Raw genomic sequence first — 15,999 nt, forward strand, 5'->3', positions numbered from 1 at the left:
CGGGCATGGGCGACTTCCACACCGGACGCGTGAGTTGGGCATGATAGCCGTGTGAGCACAGGCCCCCAGTCCCCGACGCCCGACCGACCGCGCGCGTCCAGGAGTGGCGGCAGGGCCCGCATGACCGGGGCCCAACGGCGCGAGCAACTGCTCGAGATCGGCCGCGGGCTGTTCGCCGAGAAGGGCTTCGAAGGCACCAGCGTGGAGGAGATCGCCGCCACCGCCGGTGTCTCCAAGCCGGTGGTGTACGAGCACTTCGGCGGCAAGGACGGGCTCTACGCCGCGGTGGTCGAGCTGGAGACGCGCAAGCTGCTCGACGCCATGACCGTGGCGCTGACCCTGCCGAACGCCCCCCGCCAGGTGCTCGAGATCGCCGCGGTGACGCTGCTCGACTACATCGAGGAGGAGACCGACGGTTTCCGCATCCTGGTGCGGGACTCGCCGATCACCAAGTCGGACGGCGGTTTCGCCAGCCTGCTCAGCGATGTCGCCGGTCACGTCGAGTACATCCTCGGTGAGCAGTTCGCCTCGCGCGGTTTCGATCCGCAGATGGCGCCGCTGTACTCGCAGATGCTGGTCGGGATGGTCGCCTTCACCGGGCAGTTCTGGCTCGACCACCGCAAGCCGGAGAAGGCCGTGGTGGCGGCCCATATCGTGAACCTGGCCTGGAACGGCCTGACCGGCCTGGAGGCTCAGCCGCAGCTGCGCTCCAAGCCACGGCGCACGGGCGGCGAAACCTCGCATGGATGAGGTGGACCGGATCGTCGCGGCCTGGCGTCGCGAACGACCCGACCTGGATGTCGCTCCGCTGGAAGTGCTTTCACGGGTCAGCCGGCTCTCCCGCCTGCTCGACAAGGCACGTTCGGCGGCGTTCGCCCGGCACGGCCTCGAGACCTGGGAGTTCGACGTGCTTTCCGCGCTGCGCCGGGCCGGGGCGCCGTACCAGCTCTCCCCCGGGCAGCTGGTCGGGGCCACCATGGTCACCAGCGGCACCATGACCAACCGCATCGACCGGCTCACCGCGCGCGGTTTCGTGCGCCGGCTGCCCGACCCGGCCGACGGCCGCGGGGTGATGGTGCGCCTGGAGGAGAACGGCCGGGCCGTCACCGACGCCGCCCTGGCCGACCTGCTGGAGGTGGAGCGCTCGGTACTGGTGGCGCTCGACAGCGGCGAGCACGACCAGCTGTCCCGGCTGCTGCGCGACCTGCTGACGGCCTTCGACCCGGCCTGACACCCGACCCAGCCTGGCCACCCACCCCGGCAACCCGGCCCAGTGCCACCCCCACCCGAACCAGCCACCCACCCCGGCAACCCGGCCCAGCGCCTCCCCACCCGAACCGGCCACCACCCCGGCAACCCGGCCCAGGGCGTCCCCACCCGAACCAGCCGCAGGCCCCTCGACCCGACCACCGGGCCGTTGGGCCCTTGCCCGCAGCCGTTGCCACCGAGCACCGTTCTCATACCCGCGACCTATCATCAAACGGACATAAGTCATCCGTTCGGACGCCCGGTTCTTTCTGTTTGGCCCAAGATGCTGCCCGTTTCTGCTCACCCCCTTGTGGAGTGGCTGTGCCTGAGGTTTACATCACAGACACATGCACCGGGCCGGTTCGGCCACGGACGGGCGGAGGCGGGCAATGGAGCTCTATGCCTACGAGCGACGGCGCTGGCTGGTCGATCAGGCACGGCAGGCTGGACGGATCGATGTGGCGGAAGTGGCACGTGAACTCACGGTGGCCAAGGAGACGGTGAGGCGGGACCTGACGGCCCTGGAGGCGGAGGGACTGCTGCGGCGGGTGCACGGAGGCGCGATCCCGGTGGAACGACTCGGGTTCGAGGGCACGCTGGCGCTGCGCAACACCTCGCGCACCGACGAGAAGGGCCGGATCGCCGACCACGCCGTCGGGCTGGTCGGCACCGCCGAGTCGATCTACATCGACGAGGGTTCCACCACACAGGCTTTCGCGGAACGGCTGACGCCTCGTCGCCCGCTCACCGTCGTCACCAATTCGCTGCCGATCGCGCTGGTGATGGCACCGCGCGAAGCGGTGAGCGTGGTGCTGATCGGCGGCCGGGTGCGCGGCAAGACGCTGGGCACGATCGACCACTGGGCCCTGCGCATGCTGGAGGACTTCGTCTTCGACCTGAGCGTGCTGGGCACCAACGGGCTCACCCTGGAGCGCGGCGCGACCTGCCCGGACGCCGCGGTGGCGGCGGTCAAGGCGCGCGCCGTGGGGTCGAGCCGGCGCACCGTTCTGGTCACCGACTCCTCAAAACTGGGCTCCGACTCGTCCTATCGCTTCGCCCAGGTGCGCGACTTCTCCACCGTCGTCACCGACCGCTCGGCGAACGAGGGCCAGATCCGGCGCCTTCGGGCCATCGGCGTGGAGGCGGTGATGGTGTGAGCCGTCGGGCAGGCCGCTCGAACGACGTCGGCCGGGCTGAACGCCAGCCGGTTCTGACAACCTTGTCATGACAATCAGTAACTAGAACTCACTATTGCGAAGCAACACCCAGCAAGTGGTCCCGCACAGTCAAGGAGGATTCGTGACCAGGACGAAGAAGAGCTGGCAGATCGGGGTGACGGCAGGTGCCGTCGCGACCGTTCTGATCACCACGGCGTGCGCCGGGGCGGGCGCCGGTGGTGGCGGGGGTGACGGTGACGGCGGTTCCATCAACGTGCTGATGGTCGCCAACCCACAGATGACCGACATCCAGGAACTCACCGCCGACACCTTCACCAAGGACACCGGCATCAAGGTGAACTTCACCGTGCTGCCGGAGAACGAGCTGCGCGACAAGGTGACCCAGGACGTGGCCAGCCAGGCCGGCCAGTACGACCTGGCCACGGTGGGTGCCTACGAGACGCAGCTGTGGAAGGACAACGACTGGCTGCACGAACTCAGCTCGTACGCCGAGGCGGACAGCGAGTACGCCGTGGACGACCTGCTCAAGCCGGTGGCCGAGAGCCTCTCCGGTGACGACGGAAAGCTCTACGCCCTGCCGTTCTACGGCGAGTCCTCCTTCCTGATGTACCGCAAGGACATCTTCGAGAAGGAGGGCCTGGAGATGCCCGAGCACCCGACCTGGGACCAGGTGGCCGACCTGGCCGCGAAGGTGGACGGCGCCGAGTCCGGGATGAAAGGCATCTGCCTGCGCGGCCTTCCGGGCTGGGGCGAGATGTTCGCACCGCTCACCACGGTGGTGAACACGTTCGGCGGCACCTGGTTCGACAAGGACTGGAACGCCCAGGTGAACGCCCCCGAGTTCACCGATGCCGTCGACTTCTACGTGAACCTGATCAAGGAGCACGGCGAACCGGGCGCTGCCCAGGCCGGTTTCACCGAGTGCCTGAACGCCCTGAGCCAGGGCAAGGTCGCGATGTGGTACGACGCCACCTCGGCCGCCGGCTCGCTGGAGGACGAGGCGAGCAGCAAGGTGGTGGGCAAGATCGGCTACGCCTACGCCCCGGTGAAGGAGACCGAGTACAGCGGCTGGCTCTGGTCGTGGAACTGGGCCATGCCCAAGACCACCAAGAACGCCGACGCCGCAGCCAAGTTCGCGCTGTGGGCCACCAGCAAGCAGTACGAGGAGACGGTCGGCGAGAAGCTCGGCTGGGCCCGCGTTCCGTCGGGCAAGCGCGCCAGCACCTACGAAATCCCGGAGTACAAGGAGGCTTCCGGTGACTTCGGGCAGCTGACACTGGAGTCGATCGAGCACGCCGACCCGACGAACCCGGGCACCCAGGAACGCCCGACCGTGGGCATTCAGTACGTCACCATCCCGGAGTTCGCCGACCTGGGAACCAAGGTGTCGCAGTCGATCAGCGGGGCGCTGACCGGCAAGGGAAGCGTGAAGGACGCACTGGACGAGGGCCAGAAGCTCGCCGAGGAAGCCGCGGCCAACCACAAGTGATCCCGACGTCTCACCCCTGAGGAGTGGCAATGTCCACCGTTGCCGAAGCACAGGAAGAGAACGCCGCCCCACCGGTACGCCGCCCCACCGGGACCTCCGCCAGGTCCCGGTGGGTGCGGCGGGCCCCGCTGCTGCCGGCGCTCGTCTTCACCATCGTCATCACCCAGGTCCCGTTCCTCGTCACCCTGGTCATCTCGTCGCTGCACTGGAGCGCGCTGACCCCCGGCGACAAGAGCTTCCTGGGTCTGGGCAACTACAACGAGTTCGTCGGCCTCGACAACTACGCCACCGTCTTCACCGACAACCGGCTGCGCAGCGCGGTTCTCAACACGGTCACGCTGACCGTGGGCACCGTGCTGATCAGCCTGCTGCTCGGGCTCGGCCTGGCGATCCTGCTGGACCGCAGGTTCCCCGGCCGCGGACTGGCCCGCACCCTGCTGATCGCACCGTTCCTGGTGATGCCGGTGGCTTCGGCCCTGCTCTGGAAGCACGCGCTCTACAACCCGACCTACGGCCTGCTGAACGGCACGCTCAACGGCATCTGGAAGCTGTTCGGCGCCGACCACGGCCCCACGGTCGACTTCGTCTCCAGCTACCCGATGCCCTCGGTGATCGCCGCCCTGGTCTGGCAGTGGACGCCGTTCATGATGCTGATCCTGCTGGCCGGGCTCCAGGCCCAGCCGACGGACATCCTGGAGGCCGCCCGGGTGGACGGTGCGAGCAGCACCAAGATCTTCCGCTACATCACGCTGCCGCACCTGCGGCAGTACATCGAGCTGTCCACGCTGCTCGGGGCGATCTACATCGTGCAGCACTTCGACGCGGTCTTCTCGATCACCCAGGGCGGGCCGGGCAGCGCCACCACCAACCTGCCCTACGAGATCTACCTGACCACGTTCCGGAAGTTCGAGTACGGCGAGGCCGCGGCGGCCGGGGTGGTCACCGTGATCGGCACGATCGTCGTGGCCACCTTCGCCCTGCGCGTGGTGAGTTCCCTATTCCGGGAGGAGCAGGCCCGATGAGCACCGGAACCGTCGAGAGGACGGGCACTTTCCTGAACCGCCGCAAGAAGAAGGCCCGGGGGGAGGGCGATCTCGCCGAGAGCGGCGGGTTCGTCTGGACCACCACGGCCTGGGTGGCCACGCTGATCTTCTTCGCCCCGGTCGCCTGGATGGTGCTGACCTCGTTCCACACCGAGGCCGACGCCGCCACCAACCCGCCCACCCTGTTCGCCGGGCTGACCTTCGAGAACTACTCGGCCCTGTTCGACCGCGGGGTCACGCCGTTCCTGATCAACTCGGCCACCGCCAGCATCGTGAGCACGCTGCTGGTGCTGGCCCTGGCGATCCCGGCGGCGTACGCGCTGTCGATCAAGCCGGTGGAGAAGTGGACGGACGTGATGTTCTTCTTCCTCTCCACCAAGTTCCTGCCCGCGATCGCCGCACTGCTGCCGATCTATCTGCTGGTCAAGCGAATTGGCGGGCTGGACAACATCTGGGTGCTGGTGATCCTTTACACCGCGATGAACCTGCCGATCGCGGTCTGGATGCTCCAGTCGTTCCTGGCCGAGGTGCCGAAGGAGATCATGGAGGCCGCCGAGGTCGACGGGGCCGGCACGCTGCGGGTGATCTGGAGCGTGATCGTGCCGATCATCACCCCGGGCATCGCGGCGACCAGCCTGATCTGTTTCATCTTCAGCTGGAACGAGTTCCTGCTCGCGGTGAACCTGACCGCCACCGCGGCGTCCACCTCACCGGTGTTCCTGGTCGGCTTCATCACCAGTGAGGGGCTGTTCCTGGCCAAGCTCTGCGCGGCCGCCACGCTCGTGTCGCTGCCGGTGCTGATCGCCGGTTTCGCGGCGCAGGACAAGCTGGTGCGCGGCCTCTCGCTGGGTGCCGTGAAGTAACCAACCTTCAATCATGGACGACGCGGAGCCCACGAAAGCTCCGCGTCGTCCATGATTTCGGCCTTGTCAGCCGGCCGCCTCGGCGGCCTCCAGCCAGTCCTCCTCGAGCTGGTCCTTCTCCGCCGTGATCTCGCGCAGCTCGGCGTCGAGCTTGGCGATCGCCGTGTGGTCGGTGGCCTTCTCGGCCATCTGGGCATGCAGTTTCTCGGCCCGCGAGCCGAGTTTCGCGATCTGCCGCTCGATCCGGGCCATCTCCTTGCGCGCCGCACGGGCGTCGGCGGCGGAGACACCGCTGCTCTCCGGGGTTTCCACGGCGGAGGACGCCGAGGAGGCCGCGCCCTCCTCCTGCTGGGCCCGCAGCCGCAGGTACTCCTCGACCCCGCCGGGCAGGTCCCGGATCTGCCGGTCGCCGAGCAGGGCCACCTGCCGGTCGCAGAGCCGCTCCAGCAGGTACCGGTCGTGCGAGACCACGATCAGCGTGCCCGGCCACTCGTCGAGGGTGTCCTCGATCGCGGCCAGGGTGTCGGTGTCCAGGTCGTTCGTCGGCTCGTCGAGCAGCAGCACGTTCGGCTCGGCCATCAGCAGGCGCAGCAGCTGGAGGCGCCGCCGCTCACCGCCGGACAGGTCGCCGACCCGGGTCCAGATCTTGTCCTTCGTGAAGCCCAGGCGCTCCAGCAGCTGGCCGGCGGTGACGTCCTTGTTGCCGATCCGCACGGTGCCGCGGACCTTCTCGACCGCCTCCTGCACCTTCTGGTCGGCCACGGCGTCCAGCTCGCGCACGTCCTGGCTGAGGGTGACGGCCTGCACGGTCTTGCCGCGTTTCACCCGCCCGGCCGCGGGCACCGGCGCGTCCGGGCCACCCAGCATCAGCCGCATCAGGGTGGTCTTGCCCGAGCCGTTGACCCCGACCACGCCGATCCGGTCACCCGGGCCGAGCCGCCAGGTCACATGCTCCAGAAGGGTTTTCGCGTCGTCCCCAGAACCGACCGTGAGGGTCACGTCCTCCAGGTCGACCACGTCCTTGCCCAGCCGGGCGGTGGCCATCTTGGCCAGGTTCATCTGGTCGCGCGGCGGCGGCTCGTCGGCGATCAGCGACTCGGCGGCGTCGATCCGGAAGCGCGGCTTGCTGGTGCGGGCGGGGGCGCCGCGCTGCAACCAGGCCAGCTCCTTGCGCAGGGTGTTCTGGCGGCGCTCCTCGGTGACCGCGGCCACCCGGGCGCGCTCGGCGCGGGTCAGCACGTAGGCGGCGTAGCCGCCCTCGTAACTGTCCACCACGCCGTCGTGGACCTCCCAGATGCTCCCGCAGACGGCGTCCAGGAACCAGCGGTCGTGGGTGACCACGAGCAGGCCGCCGCGACCGGCCGGCCAGCGCTCGTTCAGGTGCCGGGCCAGCCAGGCCACACCCTCCACGTCCAGGTGGTTGGTCGGCTCGTCGAGCATCACCAGGTCGTGGTCACCGATCAGCAGCGCGGCCAGACCGACCCGGCGCCGCTGACCGCCGGACAGCCGGCCGAACTTCGCGTCCAGGCCACCGACCGCCGGGGCCTCCAGACCGCCCAGGATGCCGCCGAGCACGTCGCGCACCCGGGCGTCGCCGGCCCACTCGTGCGCGGCCATCTGCCCCATGACCGCTTCCCGCACGGTCATCTCCGGGTCGAGCCGGTCTTCCTGCCAGAGGGCGCCGAGCCGCACGTCACGGCCCTGGGTGACCCGGCCGCCGTCCGGTTCCTGGCGGCGTGCCAGCACCCGCAGCAGCGTGGACTTGCCCTCGCCGTTACGGCCGACGACACCGATCCGGTCGCCGTCGTCGAGTCCGAGGGAGACGGCGTCGAGGAGCGTTCTGGAACCGTGAACGACCGTCACGGACTCCGCGTTCAGAAGATGGGCCACGCTCTAACTTATCCACGCACCGATTCGACGAGTCGAGCGCCGGGTACCGGGCCGTGCGCGCGCCGCACGTCGGCCGCCGCACCGGAGGCGGTCAGGGCGACCGCCAGGTCGAGGGCATGACTGGAGTCGCGGGCCAGGAACACCGTGGTCGGGCCGGACCCGGACACGATGCCGCCGAGCGCGCCGACCTTGCGGCCGATCTCCAGGGCCTTCTCCAGGTGCGGGGCCTGGGCCAGGGCGGCGGGCTGGAGGTCGTTGCTCAGGGTGGCCCCGAGCGCCTCGGCGTCACCGGCCCGCAGCGCCGCCATCAGGTCGTCGTTGATCTCCGGCACCGGCGTGGGCTGCGGCGCCTCGCCGGCCTCGCGCATCGCGTCGATCTTGCCGTAGACCCCGGGGGTGGACAGGCCGTGGTCGGCCAGCGCGATCACCCAGATGTACTCGCCGCGGGCCAGCACCGGGGTGAGCAGCTCGCCCCGGCCGCTGCCGATCGCAGTGCCGCCGAGCAGGCTGAACGGCACGTCGGAGCCCAGCTCCGCGGCCATCTCGAGCAGCTGCTCCCGGTCCAGCCCGGCGTGCCAGAGCGCGTCGCAGGCCACCAGCGCGGCAGCGGCGTCGGCCGACCCCCCGGCCATGCCGCCCGCCACCGGGATGCCCTTGCGCAGCTCGAACGCCACGTCCGGGGAGTCCAGCCCGATCCGCTCGGCGACCAGCCGGGCCGCCTTCACCGCCAGGTTGGAGTCGTCGGTGGGCACGTCCTCGGCCTGGATGCCGTCGACCGTGATCGACACCCCGGCACCGGGCTCGGTGGCCCGGGCCGTCAGGTCGTCGAACAGGCCGACGGCGTGGAACACCGTGGCCAGCTCGTGATATCCGTCGTCCCGGACCGGGCCCACCCGCAGCTCAAGATTGATCTTGGCGGGCGCACGCACGATCACAGCTTCCGTCGCCGCCATGCGATCACTCTATTCACTGTTGCCGGTGGCACCTCACACAGGCACCCCCGCACCCCCGTCTCACCCCGCCAGATGCCCCCACGCGGCGTCCAGCTCGGGCCACCGGCCCTGGGCCGCCACCCGGCCGTTGATCATCACGACCACCCGGTCGGCCCGCTCCAGGGCCGCCCGCTTCGATGTGGACCCGACCACCGTGACCCCGTGCTCGCGCAGCGCGTGCCAGAGGTCCAGCTCGGTGGCGACGTCGAGGGCCGAGGACACGTCGTCGGCCACCAGCAGCTCGGTGCGCGGGGCCAGCGCCCGGGCCAGGGCCAGGCGCTGGAGCTGGCCGCCGGACAGCCGGGTGCCCTTGTGCCCGATCAGCAGGCCGAGACCGGCCCCCGACTCGGTCAGGTCGCGTTCCAGCTGGGCGGTGGCCACGGCCGTGCGCATGTCCACGTCGTGGCCGAGCGAGATGTTGTCGGCGATCGTGCCGGACAGCACCCGGGGCACCTGCCCCACGTAGCCCACCTGGTTCGGCCGCAGGAACCGCTCCGGCTCGGTCACCTCGGTGCCGTTCCAGGTCAGCGAGCCGGTGTGGTGCACGATCCCGGCCAGGGCCCGCAACAGGGACGACTTGCCCGCCCCGACCGGCCCGACCACGAGCACCAGCTCGCCGCGGTTCACCGTGAGGTCCACGTCGCGGGCCCCGACGATGCCGTCTTCGTGCACGGCGGTGAAGCCGGACAGGGTGAGCTCGCGCAGTGGCTCCCGGCCGGGCAGCTGCGGGGCCGGGGCGGTGCCGGCCAGCAGGTCCACCTGGTCGAGCTGACGGGAGTAGTTGCTCTCACCGATCATCGCGTGGGTGCGCCGGGTCCAGACCCGGGCCGAGGGCAGCTGCGACACGAACGAGGCCGTGGTCCAGGCGAACCAGCGGGCCGACCCGAGCGTGGACACCGCGATCAGCACGGCCGCCGGGGTGAGGCCGCCGGACAGGTACAGCGCCCAGGCCCCGATCGGCAGCAGCCCCGCGGTCAGTGCCGGGGTGGAACGCGACCAGACCTGGATCATGATCTCGTGCCGTTGCAGGTGACTGCGGGTGCGGTCGAGGGCGGCCAGGTGGTTCAGCACCGGCTGGGTGGCACCGCTCAGCTTCACCGTGCGGGCGGCCGACAGCGACGACACCAGTGCGGTGGCGAACGCCGCCCGGGCGGTGACCGTGCGCGCCGCCGCCCTCTCCAGCCGCGGTCCGAAGAGCGTTGCCGCGAAACCGGACAGCAGCATGGTGGCGGCGAAGAACAGGGCCGGCACCAGCGACCCGGAGATCGCCGTCATGGTGACCATCACCAGCACGGCGGTGATGTTGTCCACCACGTTGTCGGCCAGCTGCACCACCCGCTCGGTGTCGCCGGACTGGGCGATCACCGCGGCCGGGGTGTGGTTGCTGACCCGCCGGTCGCCGGTCTGGCCGTGGGTGAGGCGCAGGTAGATGCGCAGGGTCTGGCGCACCCACCACTCCGGGAACCAGCGGTCGGTGAACCAGGACAGCGGCGCCGTCATGGCCAGGGCGGTGACGATGCCGGCGGTGGGCCAGAGCAGACCGCCGTCGCCGTCCACCAGGTCGGCCCACAGCCAGGGCAGCACCGAGCCGTCCAGGCCGAGCAGCACCAGCAGCATGAACACGCCGACCGCGGCCAGACCGTACTGCGGGTCGTTGCGCACCAGCTGGACGATCTCGCCCACGGTGGAGGCGTTCTCGGGCTCGGCGACCGGCGGCGGAGCGGTCCGGCCCGGGGGCTCATCGGCCGGCAGCGAGCGGGCGACCGGTGTTTCGCCGTCTTCCACCGGTGTTTCGCCGTCTTCCAGCAGATCCGCCCCGGCGAGCCGCTGCTGCGGAAGATGACCGGCGGTGGACGCCGTGGCCAGGGCCGGCCGGCGCAGGCCGCTGCTGGCGGCCAGCCGGGCGAACCGCTCGGACCGCTCCAGCGGTCCGGCCTCGATCACCCGGCCCCCTTCCAGCACGACCACCTCGTCGCAGTCGGCCACCGACGACAGCCGGTGCGCGATCACGATGCCGATGCGGCCCTCCAGCAGCCGTGCCGAGGCGTGCTGCACCTGGAGCTCGGTGACCGGGTCCATCCGCGCGGTGGCCTCGTCGAGGATCACCAGGTGCGGGTCGCGCACCAGGATCCGGCCGAACGCGACCAGCTGCTCCTGCCCGGCCGACAGCACGTAACCGTCGTCGCCGAGGCGGGTGTCCAGGCCGTCGGGCAGCCCGGCCACCCAGGCGCCCAGCCCGAGCTCCTCCATCACCCGGCCGGCCGAGCCGACCAGCTCCGGGTCGAACAGCGCGATGTTCTCGGCCAGGGTGCCGGCCAGGATCTCGGTGCGCTGCGGCACCACGGCCACCCAGCGGCGCAACAGTTCCAGGTCGATGTGGTTCAGGTCGGTGCCGCCCAGGTCGACCGTGCCGGCCGGGACGTCGACCGACCGGGTGAGCACCTTGGCCAGGGTGGACTTGCCCGAGCCGGTGCGGCCGATCAGCGCGTAGGACCGGCCGGGCACGAAGGTGAGCGACACGTCGTGCAGCACCGGGCCGCGCTCGGACTCCCCCGGATAGGCGAAAGTCAGCCCGCTGATCACCAGTTCGCCGTCGGCGGGGGCCTGGCCGCCGACCGGCTCGATCGGTGAGGAGGCCAGCTGCTGCACCCGGTTCCAGGCGCCGAGTGCCTGCTGGAGGTGCGGCACCATCCGGGTGATGTGGTCGACGGTGGCGCCGAAAGCCAGTGCCAGCAGCCAGGTCGAGGTGAGCCGCGCGGCGTCGAGGTGGCCGGACTGGAGGGCCCAGACCCCGCCGATCACCACGGCGGCTATGGAGCCGCGCACGATGGTGGACGCCGCGACCGCGAGTTTGGCGCTCAGCCGCCACACCTCACGTCCCCGCGCCAGCACCCGGCTGGACCGGCTGACGAAAAGCCGCATGACGTAAGGGCGGGCCAGGGTGGTGCGGACGTCGTCCTGGCCGTGGATCGACTCCTCCATCACCGCCGCGAGATCGGACCAGGCCTCCTCCTCGCGCACCCGGGCCGGGTTGATCCGCCGGATCGGCCGGGCCAGCGACCAGACCATCAGCGCGACCACGACCAGCATTCCGGCACCGGCCGGCCACCAGACGAAGAGTGCGGTGACGATGGAGACGGCGGCGACCGCCAGGTACTGGAAGATGCGCAGACCGCTGTTCCGCAGCTCGCTGGCGACCTGGTAGATGTCCTGGTCGATGCGGTCGAGCAGCTCGCCGACCGGCGTGCCCTCCAGCGCCTGCAACGGCTGGGCGAAGGCCACGCGGCACAGCCGGCGGCGCAGGTCGGCCGCCCAGTCCGCGGTGAGCCGGGCCGCCACCAGGTTGACCACCAGATCACCGGCCACGTAGAACCCGAGACCGAGGGCCAGCAGGGCGAACATCGTCCAGGAGCGATCGAGCAGCACGGGTCCGGACAACGCCGCCGCCATCGCCTGACCGGCGCCCGCGAAGACCACCAGCACGACGACCAGCGCGCACTGACGGGGCGAGGTCTGCCACAGATCTCGGAGCAGGCGCATGGCAGAAAGATCCTTTGCGGGAGGCGGGGGCGGCCCACCCACATTGCCGTTATCCGGCCCCGAAACTCAATGGATTTTCTGTGTGGCGAAACCGCCCTCTCAGAGCGGGGCGCTCTCCCCGGTGCCGTCGCCCGGGCGGTTCTGCCGCGGCAGCGTGGCCACCCCCGCCTCCAGGTCGATGCTGATCGCGCTCATCGTGGCGACACTGATGGTCGGCGAGCCCGTGGTGTCGTTGTCGATCGTCGGCATGGACCGACGCTACGACCCCGGAACGGGCCGCGCCTCCCGGCAACACGGACTTATCGTCACTTCCTCAAGAAGATCCGCCGTAATACCGTGCCACGCCCGCCGAAACGGCTGAAGGAGATTCCGGACACGCCGGTCTCAGCGGGCCGCCGCCAGCTCGGCGAACTCCTGCACGGTGAGCCGCTCGCCCCGGGTCCTCGGGTCGATCCCGGCCTTGCGCAGGGCGGCCTCGGCGGCGTCGGCCGAGCCGGCCCAGCCGGCCAGGGCCGCGCGCAGGGTCTTGCGGCGCTGGGCGAAGGCCGCGTCCACGCAGGCGAACACCTCCTGCCGGGTGACGCCGGTGACCGGGTGCGGGCGGGCGGTGAACTGCACCAGCCCGGACTCAACGTTGGGCACCGGCCAGAACACCTGCCGTGACACCGCCCCGGCCCGGCGCACGTCGGCGTACCAGGCGGCCTTCACCGAGGGCACGCCGTACTCCTTGTCGCCCGGGCGGGCGGCCAGCCGGTCGGCCACCTCGGCCTGCACCATCACCAGGCCGCTGCGCAGGGTGGGAATCCGCTCCAGGAGGGTGAGCAGCACCGGCACGGCCACGTTGTAGGGCAAATTCGCCACCAGGGCGTCGGGAGTGCGTCCCGCGACCTCCAGCTGCGCCGCCTGCACCAGCAGGGCGTCCGAGCCGACCACCTGGAACCGGGCGGCGGCCTCGGGAGCCCGCTGCGCCACGGTGGCGGGCAGCTCGGCCGCCAGCTTGGGGTCGATCTCCACCGCGATCACGTCGGCGCCGGTCTCCAGCAGTGCCAGGGTCAGCGAGCCCAGGCCGGGACCGATCTCGGTGACCAGGTCGCCCTCACCGACCTCGGCGAGGCGGGCGATGCGGCGCACGGTGTTCGCGTCGACCACGAAGTTCTGGCCGAGCTGTTTGGTGGGGCGCACGCCGAGCCGTTCGGCCAGCTGCCGGATGTCGGCGGGGCCGAGCAGGGACATGGACACAGCCGTCGACGATACATGCACCCCTCACGCGGTCGTGCACGATCCGCCCGGAGGCGAACCGTGCACGACGCGTCGGGGAGGCCGCTGCTAGAGCTTGGCCCCGCAGACCGGCCAGCTGCCGGCCCCGGTCTTCTTGTAGAGCAGCTTGGCCCGGTAGGTCTGCTCCGAGGAGGAGGCGTTGATCGGGTTGCCCGACCCGCCCACCGAGGCCCAGGTGCTCACGCTGAACTGGTACAGCCCGTAGTACCCGGCCGAGTTCACGGCCTTGGGGTTCCCCCCGGACTCGCACTCGGCCAGCGCGGACCAGTTCAGCGAGTCCACGCCACCGCCCACGCTGCCGCCGGACGAGCCCGAACCGGAGTCCGAGCCGCCGCCGGAGGAGGAGGACGGCCTGGCCTTGGTGCCGACCTGGACCACCTCGGTCACCGGCTTGCGGGTGACCTCGCTGTCGATCTGCTTGCGCTTGGTGATCTTCCCGTCGGTGCGGGTGATCTGCCAGGTGGTCTTCTCGACCCCGTCCCTGCCCTCGGTGACGACCTTGGTCTCGCCCTTGTAGAGCTTGCCGGTCTCGGTGCGGGTGGTCTTGTGGTCGACCGCCTGCGTCTTGGTCACCTGTTTCTGGGTGACCCGGGCCAGCTTGACGGTGAGGCCGTCGCGCAGCGGGGTGCTCGGCACCTGGGAGAGCTTGTCCAGCTCGCCGACCTTGACCTTCTCGTCGGTCAGCAGCTCGGACACGGTGGCGGCGGTGGACGTGATCTTGTCCTTGTCGCCGTCCGCGATCAGGGTGACCGTCTTCGGTGTGGTCAGCGACATGGTCATGCCGGCCCGGTCGATGCGGGCGGAGCGGGACGCGGACAGCTCCGCGCCCTCGGACCGCACACCCAGCGCGAGCAGGGCCTTGTCGACCGAGAGCTCGGTGGTCCAGTAGGTGCGCTCGGTGCCGTCCACCGTGAGGTTCAGGGGCCGGGCATAGCGGACGACCACGGTGTCTCCCTCACCGAGCTTGCTGCCGGTGGCGGGGGCGACCAGGTCGCGATCCTTGACGGAGATGTTCTCGTCGTCCAGGAAGTCCGCGACGTCGGAGGCGAAGGAGTGGACCTCGGTCGTACGACCGTCCACGGAGAGGGTGATGGTCTTGTTCGCCTGGGAGTACCAGACGCTGCCACCGACGGCGGCGGCGAGTACGGCGGCCTGTGCGATGTAACGCACGGGTCTGCTGTGGAGACGGACGAGCGGGCGCATGGTGCTCCTACCCTGGTACTCCCCGGGCACGGCGCGGCGAATGCGATCCGGAGGGTGATCGCCAAGGCCCGATGCACCACCCGTTCAGGGTGTTGCGGGCATCCGCCGGGAGGGTCCGATCCGGCTGTCGACCGCACACCGTAATCGAACCGAAACCAGATCCCAAGCCGAAACCTCGCCGAAAGATCTTGCGACAGACCCTCAAGCCCGATATCAACGCAGGTCAGCGTGCGAACTGCGAGGTTGTGAAGAGTGCGAAAATTAGTGCTGTCCAAGTGTTTCGACACGCCGGAAATCGGGACATCCCCGAGTGCGGCAGAAGTCACCGCACCGTCCCCCGAATGAGGTTCTACTACGGTTAAGTCAACCTCAAGGTTGACTCGCGGGTCACCAGGGCCCGTAAACCGTTTCGGTGGTGGAACTGAGGACGGCGCACACCTCGGACAGATCACGCCCCAGTTCCCCGGCCATCGCCCGGACCGTCAGCGGCACCAGATAACTCGCGTTCGGCCGCCCGCGGTAGGGCATCGGGGTCAGATAGGGCGCATCGGTCTCGACCATGACCTGCTCCAGCGGCACCGCGGCCAGCGCCTCGCGCAGCCCGGCGGCGTTCCGGAACGTCACGGTGCCGGCGAAGCTGAGGTACCACCCCCGGTCGGCGGCCAGCCGGGCCATCGCGGCGTCACCCGAGAAGCAGTGGAACACGGTCTTTTCCGGCGCTCCCTCGGAGTCCAGCACGCGGATCACGTCGTCGTGGGCGTCCCGGTCGTGGATCTGGAGGGCCTTGCCCAGCCGCTTGGCCAGGTCGATGTGCCACCGGAAGGACTCCTCCTGGGCGGCTTTCCCGGCAGAATCGTCCACCCAGTAGTGATCCAGGCCGGTTTCGCCCACCACCCGCACCCGGGGATGCGCGGCGAGCTTCTCGATCTCCTCGAAGGCCTGCGACAGTTCGCCTGCCGCAGCATGTTTCGTGGCCTCGGTGGGATGCAGCGCGACCCCGCCGAGCAGCTGCGGGAACCGCTCGACCGCTCCCACCGTCCAGCGCGCGGCCGGCAGGTCGCAGCCGATCTGCACCATCCGCGTCACGTTCACCGAAACCGCCTGGGCGATCAGGTTTTCCACGGACGAGTCGTCGACGAGATCACCGACACCGGTGCCCCGCACGTGGTCCAGGTGCGTGTGGTTGTCGACCACGGGCAGCGGGAGCGCCTCCGGAACGGGAACCGGACCGGTGTCCTTCTGCTTCTTGCTCATTTCAGCCACTCAATCCTCTGA

At 70.2% G+C, this 15,999-nt stretch carries 13 protein-coding genes; 6 read left to right on the plus strand and 7 right to left on the minus strand.

Annotation, left to right across the window (positions count from 1 at the left end; translation table 11 throughout):
• Positions 1-51 precede the first annotated feature (51 nt).
• The 6 genes from KIH74_RS16570 to KIH74_RS16595 all read left to right on the plus strand — a co-directional run bounded on the left by KIH74_RS16570 (position 52) and on the right by KIH74_RS16595 (position 5,821).
• On the plus strand, positions 52-750 hold the full coding sequence (locus tag KIH74_RS16570) for a TetR/AcrR family transcriptional regulator (RefSeq protein ID WP_372492070.1): 699 nt from the start codon (positions 52-54) through the stop codon (positions 748-750).
• Complete coding sequence (locus KIH74_RS16575; RefSeq protein WP_214156847.1) at positions 743-1,231, plus strand: MarR family winged helix-turn-helix transcriptional regulator; 489 nt, start codon at positions 743-745, stop codon at positions 1,229-1,231. Before KIH74_RS16570 ends, KIH74_RS16575 begins: the two co-directional genes overlap by 8 nt.
• Positions 1,232-1,637: 406 nt before the next feature.
• The gene (locus KIH74_RS16580) at positions 1,638-2,405 is read left to right on the plus strand and encodes a DeoR/GlpR family DNA-binding transcription regulator (RefSeq protein WP_214156848.1); all 768 of its coding nucleotides are present in this window, start codon (positions 1,638-1,640) and stop codon (positions 2,403-2,405) included.
• 142 nt (positions 2,406-2,547) lie between these two features.
• Positions 2,548-3,915 (plus strand): ABC transporter substrate-binding protein, encoded by a 1,368-nt coding sequence (locus tag KIH74_RS16585; protein WP_308113830.1) that lies wholly within the window; start codon positions 2,548-2,550, stop codon positions 3,913-3,915.
• A gap of 29 nt (positions 3,916-3,944) precedes the next feature.
• Positions 3,945-4,937 carry a carbohydrate ABC transporter permease gene (locus KIH74_RS16590; RefSeq protein WP_214156850.1) on the plus strand — a complete coding sequence of 331 codons (993 nt, stop codon included), beginning with the start codon at positions 3,945-3,947 and terminating at the stop codon, positions 4,935-4,937.
• Positions 4,934-5,821, plus strand: a complete 888-nt coding sequence (locus tag KIH74_RS16595) for a carbohydrate ABC transporter permease (RefSeq protein ID WP_214156851.1) — start codon at positions 4,934-4,936, stop codon at positions 5,819-5,821. The genes KIH74_RS16590 and KIH74_RS16595 overlap by 4 nt, the downstream gene beginning before the upstream one ends.
• A gap of 66 nt (positions 5,822-5,887) precedes the next feature.
• Here the strand turns inward: KIH74_RS16595 and KIH74_RS16600 are convergent, their stop codons facing one another.
• From KIH74_RS16600 to KIH74_RS16630, 7 genes are all read right to left on the minus strand, one after another.
• A complete protein-coding gene (locus tag KIH74_RS16600; protein ID WP_214156852.1) occupies positions 5,888-7,711 on the minus strand; it encodes an ABC-F family ATP-binding cassette domain-containing protein in 1,824 nt (607 codons plus the stop codon).
• Positions 7,712-7,719: 8 nt separating this feature from the next.
• A complete protein-coding gene (locus KIH74_RS16605; protein WP_214156853.1) occupies positions 7,720-8,664 on the minus strand; it encodes a 4-(cytidine 5'-diphospho)-2-C-methyl-D-erythritol kinase in 945 nt (314 codons plus the stop codon).
• A gap of 60 nt (positions 8,665-8,724) precedes the next feature.
• Positions 8,725-12,243 carry an ATP-binding cassette domain-containing protein gene (locus KIH74_RS16610; protein ID WP_214156854.1) on the minus strand — a complete coding sequence of 1,173 codons (3,519 nt, stop codon included), beginning with the start codon at positions 12,241-12,243 and terminating at the stop codon, positions 8,725-8,727.
• Positions 12,244-12,342: 99 nt separating this feature from the next.
• Positions 12,343-12,492 carry a hypothetical protein gene (locus tag KIH74_RS16615; RefSeq protein WP_214156855.1) on the minus strand — a complete coding sequence of 50 codons (150 nt, stop codon included), beginning with the start codon at positions 12,490-12,492 and terminating at the stop codon, positions 12,343-12,345.
• A 135-nt stretch (positions 12,493-12,627) separates the two neighbouring features.
• Entirely contained in the window at positions 12,628-13,476 is an 849-nt protein-coding gene (rsmA, locus tag KIH74_RS16620) for a 16S rRNA (adenine(1518)-N(6)/adenine(1519)-N(6))-dimethyltransferase RsmA (RefSeq protein WP_214157029.1), read from the minus strand.
• A 93-nt stretch (positions 13,477-13,569) separates the two neighbouring features.
• Positions 13,570-14,691 carry a resuscitation-promoting factor gene (locus KIH74_RS16625; protein WP_214156856.1) on the minus strand — a complete coding sequence of 374 codons (1,122 nt, stop codon included), beginning with the start codon at positions 14,689-14,691 and terminating at the stop codon, positions 13,570-13,572.
• 420 nt (positions 14,692-15,111) lie between these two features.
• Positions 15,112-15,978 carry a TatD family hydrolase gene (locus KIH74_RS16630; RefSeq protein ID WP_214156857.1) on the minus strand — a complete coding sequence of 289 codons (867 nt, stop codon included), beginning with the start codon at positions 15,976-15,978 and terminating at the stop codon, positions 15,112-15,114.
• Positions 15,979-15,999 lie beyond the last annotated feature (21 nt).

The organism is Kineosporia corallincola (assembly GCF_018499875.1).
Taxonomy (GTDB): domain Bacteria; phylum Actinomycetota; class Actinomycetes; order Actinomycetales; family Kineosporiaceae; genus Kineosporia; species Kineosporia corallincola.

Excerpts from the sequence above, each read along its gene's own strand:
- KIH74_RS16580 (WP_214156848.1), top strand. The coding sequence starts at position 1,638 with ATGGAGCTCTATGCCTACGAGCGACGGCGCTGGCTGGTCGATCAGGCA.
- KIH74_RS16615 (WP_214156855.1), bottom strand. The coding sequence starts at position 12,492 with ATGCCGACGATCGACAACGACACCACGGGCTCGCCGACCATCAGTGTC.
- KIH74_RS16630 (WP_214156857.1), bottom strand. The coding sequence starts at position 15,978 with ATGAGCAAGAAGCAGAAGGACACCGGTCCGGTTCCCGTTCCGGAGGCG.
- KIH74_RS16575 (WP_214156847.1), top strand. The coding sequence starts at position 743 with ATGGATGAGGTGGACCGGATCGTCGCGGCCTGGCGTCGCGAACGACCC.
- KIH74_RS16590 (WP_214156850.1), top strand. The coding sequence starts at position 3,945 with ATGTCCACCGTTGCCGAAGCACAGGAAGAGAACGCCGCCCCACCGGTA.
- KIH74_RS16595 (WP_214156851.1), top strand. The coding sequence starts at position 4,934 with ATGAGCACCGGAACCGTCGAGAGGACGGGCACTTTCCTGAACCGCCGC.
- KIH74_RS16610 (WP_214156854.1), bottom strand. The coding sequence starts at position 12,243 with ATGCGCCTGCTCCGAGATCTGTGGCAGACCTCGCCCCGTCAGTGCGCG.
- rsmA (WP_214157029.1), bottom strand. The coding sequence starts at position 13,476 with ATGTCCCTGCTCGGCCCCGCCGACATCCGGCAGCTGGCCGAACGGCTC.
- KIH74_RS16605 (WP_214156853.1), bottom strand. The coding sequence starts at position 8,664 with ATGGCGGCGACGGAAGCTGTGATCGTGCGTGCGCCCGCCAAGATCAAT.